Source organism: Nocardia sp. NPDC059764 (genome assembly GCF_042732555.1).
Classification (GTDB): Bacteria; Actinomycetota; Actinomycetes; order Mycobacteriales; family Mycobacteriaceae; genus Nocardia.
Map to the genome: position 1 here is coordinate 38721 of NZ_JBHWHH010000038.1, position 11116 is coordinate 49836.

Sequence of the window (11116 nt, forward strand, 5' to 3'; positions counted from 1 at the left end):
CACCACCGGCAGCGGATCGGGGGCCACCGCAGCCCTCGGGGCCTCCCACGATCCTGACGCCGATTCCGAGTGTAGGTCAGGCTTACCTAAGTTGCAACTGAGCCTCGAATCGCGTGATCAGTGGACTGGGCGTCAGCCCAGCCATGGAGGGTTGCGGCTTTCCTGATGGTGTCGAAGCCTCAAGCGCACGGTTGGATGAACCGGCAGGTCTTCCAGCTCGTCGAGCGCAATGAAGCGAACCTCGGTGGATTCGTGTGAGACCTCGATCTCGCCACCGATCACCCTGCCGTAGTACACAATCGCGAACTCTTGCCGAACTTCACCATCCGAATACGCGATCACGTGCTCGGGATCGGTGTAGATCCCGAGCAATCCTGTGACCTCGATATCCAACCCGGTTTCCTCGCGGGTCTCACGAATCACGCAGTCTGCCAAGGTCTCACCCAATTCCATGATTCCTCCTGGCAGCGACCAATTGCCCGAGTCGCCACGGCGCTGCATGAGCACCCGACCCGCGTCGTCCACCACCAAAGCCGAACCGCCTGGCTTCAGTGAATTCGGCTTGGGTGCGTTCGGATCCCGGTAGTAGTCACGCCGTGGGCCCACGGTCCTCCTCGATCTCGAAAGGGGTCGCTGTTCCCCAGATCTGCTCGACCTGGTCTGCAAATGATTCGAAGATGCCGTGCGGTGACAGTCTCCGCAGGTAGAGCGCCGGGTGCTGGTAGCCCCTGGCTCGGAACAAATGCGGCGTCACGATCATCTCCACGTCGAACCGAAACACCGAGTTGTGCGGGTGTGCGGTGTGCAGTGCCACCTCGCATCCTGGGGTGTCGGCGAGAGGACCCAACATCGACAGAGCGTTTCGTATCCGGCCCGGAAGGGTTCCACCCATCTGTTCCAGTCTGTCGCGCTCCATGACGTGGTCGCACTCTGGATCTGCGAAACCCAAGCGCACCGCACACCCGATGCGGGCCTTCGCCGCGATCAGTTCGGACGCGTTGGGCAGCAACTCGAATACGAGGGATAGGCATATCCAATGATGTCTATCCGCTCGGTTGCCTTGTGGACCAATGACATCCAGAGACTATCGGGTATTTCGGAACGGCGTTCGCGGATCTTCAGACGGTGAGTCCTGCCGAGTGTCATCACTGGCGGACGCGGTTGGGGCCGTACGAGTTGGGTGCGGCGTTGGCGTCGGAGTAGGTCCCGGTACCGGGGGTGGGGGAGGAATGTGCAAATGTGTGCATATGAGCGACGACTTCTCTTCGATCAAATCGCTGGCTGATGTGACGCCTGAGCTGATGAACAAGCTGAGTGAGGGCACGTTCACGGACCTGATCGGGTTGAAATTCACCGAGTTGAGTGGGGATGGGGCCGCGGCGGAGTGGGTGGTGACGCCGCAGCTGTATCAGCCTGCCGGGATCGTGAATGGTGGCGTGTACTGCACGGTCATCGAGACGCTGGCCAGTGTGGCGGGCGGGGCCTGGTTGGGGGATCGGGGGACTGTGGTCGGGGTGAACAACAACACCGACTTCCTGCGGGCGGTTCGGGAGGGGAAGTTGACGGGGGTGGCGACGCCTGTTCATCGGGGGCGGTCGCAGCAGTTGTGGCAGGTCGTCATCACCGATGAGCAGGAGCGGACGGTGGCTCGGGGGCAGGTTCGCTTGCAGAACCTCAGTCGGTAACGGGGGCGCGGATCGTCGAAACATGCTGGTAACGCGGGGCGTGCCAGAATGACCGACGATCCGTCCCCGTGATTGCCGAGGAGCCCGTATGCGACTGACGCCGCACGAGCAGGAACGCCTGCTGTTGAGTTACGCGGCCGAGTTGGCGCGGCGGCGGCAGGCTCGGGGGTTGAAGCTCAATCATCCCGAGGCGATCGCGATCATCACCGATCACGTGCTCGAGGGGGCGCGGGACGGGCGCACGGTGGCCGAGCTGATGGCCTCCGGGCGTACCGTGCTGACCCGCGACGACGTCATGGACGGCATTCCGGAGATGATCCACGACGTGCAGGTGGAGGCCACGTTCCCGGACGGCACCAAGCTCGTCACCGTCCACCACCCGATCGGATGACGCGATGATTCCCGGTGAATACCTCTGTGCCGACGGCACGATCGAATTGAACGCGGGCGCCGAACGCATCGAGCTGGATGTGCTCAATACGGGGGACCGGCCGGTGCAGGTCGGGTCGCACGTGCATTTCCCGCAGGCCAACTCCGCGCTCGAATTCGACCGCGCCGCCGCGCACGGCCACCGTCTCGACATTCCGGCCGGAACCGCGGTGCGGTTCGAACCCGGTCTGGGGCAGCGGGTTTCGCTGGTCCCGCTGGGCGGCGACCGCGAAGTGCACGGAATCAGCCTCACCCCTCCCGGAAAGCTGGATGCCTGATGGCCGAACTCTCTCGCGCCCGATACGCCGAACTGTTCGGGCCCACCGTCGGCGACCGCATCCGGCTCGCCGACACCGACCTGCTCATCGAGATCACCGAGGACCGCAGCGGCGGACCGGGACTCGCCGGTGACGAGGCCGTGTTCGGCGGCGGCAAGGTGCTGCGCGAATCCATGGGCCAGGCCCGCGCCACCCGCGCCGAGGGCACCCCGGACACCGTCATCACCGGTGTGGTGATCGTCGACCACTGGGGAATCATCAAGGCCGACATCGGTATTCGCGACGGCCGCATCGTCGCCATCGGCAAGGCCGGGAACCCGGACACCATGAGCGGTGTGCACCCGGACCTGGTGGTCGGTCCGTCGACGGAGATCATTGCCGGCAATGGCCGCATCGTCACCGCCGGCGCCATCGACTGCCACGTGCACTTCATCTGCCCGCAGATCCTCGACGAGGCCATGGCGGGTGGCATCACCACCCTGGTCGGCGGCGGCACCGGCCCGGCCGAGGGCTCCAAGGCCACCACCGTCACCCCGGGCGCCTGGCATCTGGCCCGCATGCTGGAGTCCACCGACTCGTGGCCGGTCAACATCCTGCTGCTGGGCAAGGGCAACACGGTGCGTGAGGACGCGCTGTGGGAGCAATTGCGCGGCGGCGCGGGCGGTTTCAAACTGCACGAGGACTGGGGCACCACCCCGGCCGCCATCGACCGCTGCCTCACCGTCGCCGACGCCTCCGGCGTGCAGGTGGCTCTGCACTCGGACACCTTGAACGAGGCCGGTTTCGTGGAGGACACCCTGGCCGCCATCCGCGGCCGGGCCATCCACTCGTATCACACCGAGGGCGCGGGCGGCGGCCACGCACCCGACATCATCACCGTCGCTTCGCATCTCAATGTGCTGCCCAGTTCCACCAACCCGACCCGGCCGCACACCATCAACACCCTCGACGAGCATCTGGACATGCTCATGGTGTGCCATCACCTGAGCCCGTCCATCCCCGAGGACCTGGCTTTCGCGGAGTCCCGCATCCGCCCCTCGACCATCGCCGCCGAGGACCTCCTGCACGACCTGGGCGCGATCTCCATGATCGGCTCCGACGCCCAGGCCATGGGCCGCATCGGCGAGGTCGTCATGCGCACCTGGCAGACCGCGCACGTCATGAAGCGCCGCCGCGGCTCCCTGCCCGGCGACGGCGCCGCCGACAACAATCGCGTGCAGCGCTACGTCGCGAAATACACCATCTGCCCGGCGGTGACGCACGGCCTGGACGCCGAGATCGGTTCGGTCGAGGTCGGCAAACTGGCCGACCTGGTGCTGTGGGAGCCCGCCTTCTTCGGCGTCCGCCCGCACGCCGTCATCAAGGGCGGCGCGATCGCCTGGGCCGCCATGGGCGACGCCAACGCCTCCATTCCGACCCCGCAACCGGTCCTCCCGCGCCCCATGTTCGGCGCCGCCCCGAGCGTGACGGCCTCGACGTCCCTGCACTTCGTCTCCGAACAGGCCATCGAGGACGGCCTCGCCGACCGCCTGCGCGTCAACCGGAAACTCGTACCCGTGGCCAATGTCCGCCGCCGCACCAAGGCCGACCTCCCCAACAATGAGGCCATGCCGCGTATCGAGGTCGAACCCGACACCTTCACCGTCCGCATCGACGGCGAGGTCTGGAGCGAGCAACCCGCCACCGAACTCCCGATGGCCCAGCGCTACTTCCTGTTCTGAGTCACTGTCCTCCCGGTCCGCGGAGGACGAATACCGCATCGAACGCCAATGCCCGATGGGCATTGGCGTTCTTTCGTCTGCGGACGCCTCCCTGTCGGTGGACACCCACCCCGCAATTCTGATGATTTCATCATTTTCTTCTTGACAGAGGAAACCCTCGTAACTGATGATTTCATCAACAACGGGTACGGAGGTGGCGATGACGAGCATCGATAGCGAGCTGACCGAACGGACGGTCCGGGTCGGCGGCCGTGAGATCCATATTGGCGAGACCGGATCGGGACCGGCGGTCGTGCTGCTGCACGGTGGCGGCCCGGGCGCGACCGGGACCGCGAACTACTCGCGCAATATCGGCGAACTGGCCCGCCGGTTCCGCGTGATCGTGCCGGACCTGCCCGGATATGGGCGGTCCGAGAAGTGGATCGACCAGTCGGATCCGTTCGGGCACCTCGGGCGGTCGATCGGAGGGCTCCTCGACGAGCTCGGGATCGACTCCGCGCATCTGGTCGGGAACTCCTACGGCGGCGCGGCCGCCCTGCGACTGGCGCTGGATCGGCCCGAGAAGGTCGGCCGCATGGTGCTCATGGGCCCCGGCGGCGTCGGCACCACCCGGGCGCTGCCGACCGCCGGGTTGAGCGCGCTGCTGGGCTACTACCAGGGCGAGGGTCCCAGTCGCGACAAGCTGCGCCGATTCATCCGGGAGTACCTGGTCTTCGACGGCGGCACCGTGCCCGAGGAGCTGATCGAACAGCGCTACGCGGCCAGCATCGACCCCGAGGTCGTCGCCAACCCGCCGCTGCGCCGACCATCGGGCCCGCTGGCGCTGCGGACCTTGTGGCGCATGGACTTCACCCGCGACTCACGGCTGCGCGCGCTCGCCCATCCCACCTTGGTGATCTGGGGTGCGAACGACAAGGTCAATCGCCCGGAGGGCGGGCGAATGCTCGCCCAGACCATGCCGAACTGCGATCTGTACCTGGCGGCGAACACCGGCCACTGGGTGCAGTGGGAGCGCGCCGAGCTGTTCAACACCTTCGCGGCCGCGTTCCTCGGGGACTGATCATGAGCGAGTTACTGCGACCCACCACCGACGGATCGGTCTTCGGCGCCGTCCATCTGGGCTACATCGCGGTGCGATCGAATCGGCTGCCGCAGTGGCGGCGCTTCGGCGCGGACGCCATCGGCCTGCACGTCGACGAGATCGATGCCGGCACTGTGCGTTTCCGCCTCGACGAGCGTGAATGCCGGTTCCTGATCGAGCGCGGTCCCGCCGAGGACGTCACCGCCATCGGCTGGCAGATCGACGATCACGAGAGCTTCGACCGGATCCTGGCCCGGGTCGCCGACCGGGGCGTGCCGATCACCGAGGGCAGCGCGGACGAGGCCGCCCTGCGCGGAGTGGAACGCCTGTGGCGCTTCGCCGGCCCGAAAGGCCTTGCGCAGGAGATCTTCACGACGTCGACCACCACCGCGGCGCCGCTGCGGATGCTGAGTTCGGGCTGGGTCACCGGGGAGGCCGGGCTGGGGCACGTGGCCATGGTGTCGCGCGAGCCGGAGACCATGCGCGCCTACTACCGGACCGTCTTCGATTCCCGCCTGACCGATTTCATCGACGAGAACGTGTCCGGCCTGAGGATGAAGATCCGATTCCTGCGGGTCAACGAACGCCACCACTCGATCGCCATCGCCAACCTCCGCGGTCTGAAGCTCGATCCGCTGCGAACGCGGGTGCAGCACATCAATATCCAGTCCGCGACCCTCGACGACATGCTCGCCGCGTTCGGGCGGGTCACCGAACTGGGCTTCCGCATGCAGTGGTCGGTCGGCCAGCACACCAATGACCGCGAGCTGTCCTTCTACTGCGTGACCCCCTCCGGCTTCGAACTCGAGGTCGGCTGGAATCCGGTGGTCATCGGGTCCGAACTCGAATCCACCTGGGAGCCAACGACCTACCAGGGCATCAGCAGCTGGGGGCACACCCCGGTGGGGGAGACCGTGCTCGACAAGTTCACCCAGTTCCGGCAGGCGTTGCGGAGCGCCGCCACACCGGAGATCACCGTTCCGCAGCTGACCGGAGGACCCCGATGACAGACACCGGCTACGACGTGGTGATCGTCGGTCTCGGACCCACCGGCCTCACCCTGGCGAACCTGCTCGGCCGGCGCGGAACCAGCGTGCTCGTCCTGGAACGCGAACCCGAGTTCTACGGCATGGCCCGCGCCGTCTACACCGACGACGAAGGCCTGCGGATCTTCCAGACCGCCGGGGCCGCCGACGAACTGGCCGCCGACATGAACGCCGACTCGGTCGTGCAATGGGTGCGCGGCGACGGGCGAATCCTGGCCCAGTTCCAGCGCACCGACCGACCGCTCGGCTGGCCGATCGTGAACTTCCTCTACCAGCCGTACCTGGAGAACACTCTCGAACGCGCGCTGGATCGGTATCCGCACGTCACCGTGCTCCGCGGCCGCGAAGTCCTCGGCTTCGAGCAGGATGCGGAAGGAGTCACCGTCGAGCACGCCCGCTGCCACGGCACCGGCTACGGCAAGAACCCGCCCGACACCGACCGGAAGACCGCCGAGAGCGTCCGCGCGCGTTTCCTGGTCGGCTGCGACGGCGGCCGCAGCGTCGTGCGCGCCGCGCTCGGAATCGACATGAGCGGCACCAGTTTTCCCGAACGCTGGCTGGTCGTGGACCTGAAGGCCCGCGACGGCGCGAACCCGTTCGCGCACCTGCCCTACTTCGACTTCGTCTGTGACCCGGCCCTGCCGATCGTGTCCTGCCCGCAGCCGGGCGGCCACCACCGCTTCGAATTCATGCTCACCGACAGCCAGACCACAGAGGAGATGGAGAGCCCGGACACGGTGCGCCGCCACATCTCCCGCTTCGTCGACCCCGACCGGGTCGAGGTCGTGCGCAAGCTCGTCTACACCTTCAATGCCGTGATCGCCGACCGCTGGCGCGACGGGCGCGTCCTCATCGCGGGCGACGCCGCCCACATGACGCCGCAGTTCATCGGCCAGGGCATGAACTCCGGCGTCCGCGACGCCGACAACCTCGCGTGGAGGCTCACCGCCATCCTCGAACACGGTGCGGACCAGCGGATCCTGGACACCTACGAGACCGAACGCCGCCCGCACGCCAAGGCGATGATCGACCTGTCGGTCCTCAACAAGGAACTGGTCTCCCTCGCCAACCCGGCCCTGGCCCAGGTGCGCGACCTGGCCCTGATGACCGCGACCCGGGTGCCGGGCCTGGGCGGCTGGATCCGGGCCGCCAAGATGAAGCCCTCGCCACGCTGCCGGCGCGGCGCGTACCTGGGGATGCCCCGGCGCCGGATGCGCGGCATCGAAGGCACGCTCGCGCCGCAGCCGCCGGTGCGGACCGTCGACGGCCGCCGGCTGCGCCTCGATGACGCACTCGGACTGGGCTTCTCGCTGCTCGGCATCGGGATCGACCCGCGCACGGCCTTGGCCGGCGACGATCTCGCGACGACACGGGCGTTGGGCATCCGGTTCGTCACCGTTCATGCCGCCGGCGGCCGACCGCAGGGTCGCCCCGTCGATGCGGCCGCCGACATCGCCGACATCGAGGACCACACCGGCGCCCTGGCGTCCTGGCTGGCCAAGGCCGGCGCCCGGAACGGCAGCCTGATCCTGCTGCGCCCCGACCGATTCGTCTTCGGCGTCGTCCCGCGCGGACGATCCGCGGAACTGATCGCCGAACTGCGCCGACAGCTCGCGATTCCCGACACCGAACCCGGTGCGGCGCTGCCGTATCCGACGGCGACGACAGTGGAGGCTCGATGAGAACGGATATGAACGACGCGCCCGAGGTGCGCGCGGCGGCCGAGCGGCTGACCCGGGCCAGGCAGGGCGGCGAACCCGTCACCCCGGTCCGCGATCTCATCGGACCCGACGATGTGGCGCTCGCGTACGCGGTGCAACGCATCGGGGTCCGGGAGCGGACCGCGGCGGGAGCCCGGCGGGTCGGCCGCAAGATCGGGCTCACCTCGCCCGCGGTGCAGCGCCAGCTGGGGGTGGACAGGCCCGATTTCGGGGTCCTGTTCGACGATATGGACGCCGGTGTGACGCCATGGTCGCGGCGGCCGGCACTGCTGCAACCCAAGGTCGAGGCCGAGCTGGCCTTCGTGCTCGGTGCCGACCTCGACGGCGACCGCCTCGACGCCGACAGCGTGCGCGCGGCCGTCGACCACGCGGTCGCCGCGCTGGAGATCGTGGACAGCCGAATCGCGGACTGGGACATCAGCTTCGCTGACACCGTCGCCGACAACGCCTCCAGCGGCTGGTTCGTGCTGGGCCCGGAACGACTCTCGCCCACCGGTTTCGAGCCGCGGGCGATCACCATGCGCATGACCGTCGACGGCGAGCTCGCGTCCACCGGAACCGGCGCCGACTGCCTCGGCGACCCCCTCGAAGCCCTGGCCTGGCTGGCCCGGACCGCCCGCGATATCGGCGACCCGCTGCGCGCGGGCGAGACCGTGCTGTCCGGAGCATTGGGGCCGATGGCCCCGCTGCGGCCCGGAGCCCGCGTGCGCTCCGAATTACTCACCGGCACGGATGTACTCGGCGCCGTCGACTTCACCCTGGAGGAACGATGAACCGCACGAAGGTCGCGGTGATCGGATCGGGCAATATCGGCACCGATCTGATGATCAAAGTGTTGCGCCTGTCGGACACGCTGGAGATGGCCGCCCTGGTGGGCGTCGATCCGGCCTCCGACGGGCTGGCCCGCGCGGCGCGACTCGGCGTGCCGACCACCGCGGACGGCGTCGCGGGGCTGATCGCCATGCCGCACTTCGACGAGATCGACATCGTCTTCGACGCCACCTCCGCCGGTGCGCACCAGGCCAATTCGGCCGCGCTCGGCCCGTACGGCAAACGGCTCATCGACCTGACCCCGGCCGCGCTCGGGCCGTTCGTGGTCCCGGCGGTCAACCTGGACGCGCACCTCGACGCGGCGAACGTGAACATGGTGACCTGCGGCGGCCAGGCCACCATCCCGATCGTCGCCGCCATCGCCCGGGTCACCGCGGTGCCCTATGCCGAGATCGTGGCCGCGATCGCCTCCAGGTCCGCGGGGCCGGGCACGCGCGCCAATATCGACGAGTTCACCGAAACCACCTCCCGTGCCATCGAAGACGTCGGCGGCGCGGCGGCCGGCCGGGCCATCATCGTCCTCAATCCCGCCGAACCCCCGCTCCTCATGCGCGACACCGTCCTGGCGCTCATCGACGATCCCGACTCCGAACGCGAAGCGGCCGTGCGGGAATCGATCACCGCCATGGTCGCCGAGGTCGCGGCCTACGTGCCCGGCTACCGGCTCAAACAGGACGTCCAGATCACGCCGCTGGCCCCGGACACCGCGCGGCACACGCTGACCGGGAACGCGTCCGTCACCCACCAGGTGTCGGTCTTCCTCGAGGTGGAGGGCGCGGCCCACTACCTGCCCGCCTACGCCGGCAACCTCGACATCATGACCTCGGCCGCGCTGCGGGTCGCCGAACGCCTGGCCGCGACCGCACCGACCCCGGAGCCCGCCCGATGACCGATCTGTACCTGCAAGACGTGACCCTGCGCGACGGCATGCACGCGCTCCGGCACCGCATCAGCCCGCACGACGTCGCCACCATCGCCGCCGCCCTGGACGCCGCCGGAGTCGACGCGGTGGAAGTGGCCCACGGCGACGGCCTGCACGGCGGCAGCCTCACCTACGGCCCCGGCAGCCACACTGATTGGGACTGGCTGGAAGCCGCCGCGGGCGCACTCACCCGAGCCCGGCTCACCACGCTGCTGCTGCCCGGCATCGGCACCGTCGCGGACCTGCGCCGAGCCCACGACCTCGGGGTGCGGTCGGTGCGGGTGGCCACCCACTGCACCGAGGCCGATATCGCCGCCCAGCACATCGCGTGTGCCCGCGAACTCGGGATGGACGTCTCCGGATTCCTGATGATGAGCCATCTGAACAGCCCCGAAGGGCTGGCTCGTCAGGCGAAATCGATGGAATCCTATGGCGCGCACTGCGTCTACGTCACCGATTCCGGGGGCCGTCTCACCATGGACGGCGTGCGGGACCGGGTCCGCGCGTACCGCGATGTCCTCGACTACACCACCGAGATCGGCATCCACGCCCACCAGAACCTGTCCCTGGCGGTGGCCAACAGCGTCGTCGCGGTGGAACAGGGCGCGATCCGGGTCGATGCCTCCCTCGCGGGTCTCGGTGCGGGCGCGGGCAATACGCCGCTGGAAGCGTTCGTCGCGGTCGCCGACCTGTCCGGGTGGGAGCACCGCGCCGACCTGGACGCGCTCACCGATGCCGCCGACGACCTGATCCGCCCGCTGCTCGAACGTCCGGTCCAGGTCGATCGCGAGACCCTCACCCTCGGCTACGCGGGCGTGTACTCGAGCTTCCTGCGGCACGCCGAACAGGCTTCCGGCACCTACGGCGTCGACGTGCGGACACTGCTGGTGGAGGCCGGACACCGCCGCCTCGTGGGCGGGCAGGAGGACATGCTCGCCGATATCGCCCTCGACCTGATCGCGCGGCGATGAACTCAGAGTTGCGGCTGCGGGGGCAGTTCGGCGGTGGTCAGCTTCTGCGCCGCGCGCTTGGTCATGCCGAACATGCGCAGCACGTGGAAGGTCATCTCGTCGGTGAGCGCGCCGGCGTCGGCGTCGGGTCGCGCGTCGAGCATCTGGAGCAGACCCAGCAGCGCGCCGCCCGCGGCCATGACCGCCATATCGGGATCCATCGGCTCGAAGCGGCCCGCCTCCTGGGCGGCCACGATGTCGTGCCGGGCGCGCGGGGCCAGACCCTCGTCGCGCAGCAGGATGGAGGTGCCGGAGTTCAGGAGCACCCGGACCCCTTCGGGCAGTTGCCGTTGCAGCCGCCCGGTCATGCGGAAGCTGACCGCGAACACCTCGGCGGGGTCGGTGTAGAGCGCGACGATGTCGTCGCGCATCCCGCTGTAGATGTTCAGCAC

The 11116-nt window shown here is 68.5% G+C and carries 13 protein-coding genes; 10 read left to right on the forward strand and 3 right to left on the reverse strand.

The window, feature by feature from the left end:
- Positions 1 to 132: 132 nt before the first annotated feature.
- Positions 133 to 606, reverse strand: coding sequence for an NUDIX domain-containing protein (locus ACFV4K_RS11380; RefSeq protein ID WP_379274037.1), 474 nt, complete (start codon positions 604 to 606; stop codon positions 133 to 135).
- Complete coding sequence (locus ACFV4K_RS11385; protein ID WP_379274039.1) at positions 590 to 1009, reverse strand: hypothetical protein; 420 nt, start codon at positions 1007 to 1009, stop codon at positions 590 to 592. Before ACFV4K_RS11385 ends, ACFV4K_RS11380 begins: the two co-directional genes overlap by 17 nt.
- A gap of 238 nt (positions 1010 to 1247) precedes the next feature.
- On the opposite strand from ACFV4K_RS11385, the gene ACFV4K_RS11390 reads away from it, so the two are divergent.
- From ACFV4K_RS11390 to dmpG, 10 genes are all read left to right on the forward strand, one after another.
- Entirely contained in the window at positions 1248 to 1685 is a 438-nt protein-coding gene (locus ACFV4K_RS11390) for a PaaI family thioesterase (protein ID WP_379274041.1), read from the forward strand.
- Positions 1686 to 1773: 88 nt separating this feature from the next.
- On the forward strand, positions 1774 to 2076 hold the full coding sequence (locus ACFV4K_RS11395; RefSeq protein ID WP_357085156.1) for an urease subunit gamma: 303 nt from the start codon (positions 1774 to 1776) through the stop codon (positions 2074 to 2076).
- Between the two features lie 4 nt (positions 2077 to 2080).
- Positions 2081 to 2392 (forward strand): urease subunit beta, encoded by a 312-nt coding sequence (locus ACFV4K_RS11400; RefSeq protein WP_379274043.1) that lies wholly within the window; start codon positions 2081 to 2083, stop codon positions 2390 to 2392.
- Positions 2392 to 4113: an urease subunit alpha gene (locus ACFV4K_RS11405; RefSeq protein WP_379274045.1), complete on the forward strand. Its 1722-nt coding sequence runs from the start codon at positions 2392 to 2394 to the stop codon at positions 4111 to 4113. Before ACFV4K_RS11400 ends, ACFV4K_RS11405 begins: the two co-directional genes overlap by 1 nt.
- Positions 4114 to 4312: 199 nt before the next feature.
- Positions 4313 to 5173, forward strand: coding sequence for an alpha/beta fold hydrolase (locus tag ACFV4K_RS11410; protein ID WP_379274046.1), 861 nt, complete (start codon positions 4313 to 4315; stop codon positions 5171 to 5173).
- A 2-nt stretch (positions 5174 to 5175) separates the two neighbouring features.
- Positions 5176 to 6201 (forward strand): VOC family protein, encoded by a 1026-nt coding sequence (locus ACFV4K_RS11415; RefSeq protein ID WP_379274048.1) that lies wholly within the window; start codon positions 5176 to 5178, stop codon positions 6199 to 6201.
- Positions 6198 to 7922: a bifunctional 3-(3-hydroxy-phenyl)propionate/3-hydroxycinnamic acid hydroxylase gene (locus tag ACFV4K_RS11420; RefSeq protein ID WP_379274050.1), complete on the forward strand. Its 1725-nt coding sequence runs from the start codon at positions 6198 to 6200 to the stop codon at positions 7920 to 7922. The genes ACFV4K_RS11415 and ACFV4K_RS11420 overlap by 4 nt, the downstream gene beginning before the upstream one ends.
- Positions 7919 to 8734, forward strand: a complete 816-nt coding sequence (locus ACFV4K_RS11425) for a 2-keto-4-pentenoate hydratase (protein ID WP_379274051.1) — start codon at positions 7919 to 7921, stop codon at positions 8732 to 8734. The genes ACFV4K_RS11420 and ACFV4K_RS11425 overlap by 4 nt, the downstream gene beginning before the upstream one ends.
- Positions 8731 to 9681 carry an acetaldehyde dehydrogenase (acetylating) gene (locus tag ACFV4K_RS11430; RefSeq protein WP_379274053.1) on the forward strand — a complete coding sequence of 317 codons (951 nt, stop codon included), beginning with the start codon at positions 8731 to 8733 and terminating at the stop codon, positions 9679 to 9681. Before ACFV4K_RS11425 ends, ACFV4K_RS11430 begins: the two co-directional genes overlap by 4 nt.
- Positions 9678 to 10685 carry a 4-hydroxy-2-oxovalerate aldolase gene (gene dmpG, locus ACFV4K_RS11435; RefSeq protein ID WP_379274054.1) on the forward strand — a complete coding sequence of 336 codons (1008 nt, stop codon included), beginning with the start codon at positions 9678 to 9680 and terminating at the stop codon, positions 10683 to 10685. The genes ACFV4K_RS11430 and dmpG overlap by 4 nt, the downstream gene beginning before the upstream one ends.
- Positions 10686 to 10687: 2 nt before the next feature.
- On the opposite strand, the gene ACFV4K_RS11440 is transcribed toward dmpG, so the two are convergent.
- A partial coding sequence (locus tag ACFV4K_RS11440) for a TetR/AcrR family transcriptional regulator (protein WP_379274056.1) occupies positions 10688 to 11116 on the reverse strand: 429 nt, incomplete at its 5' end.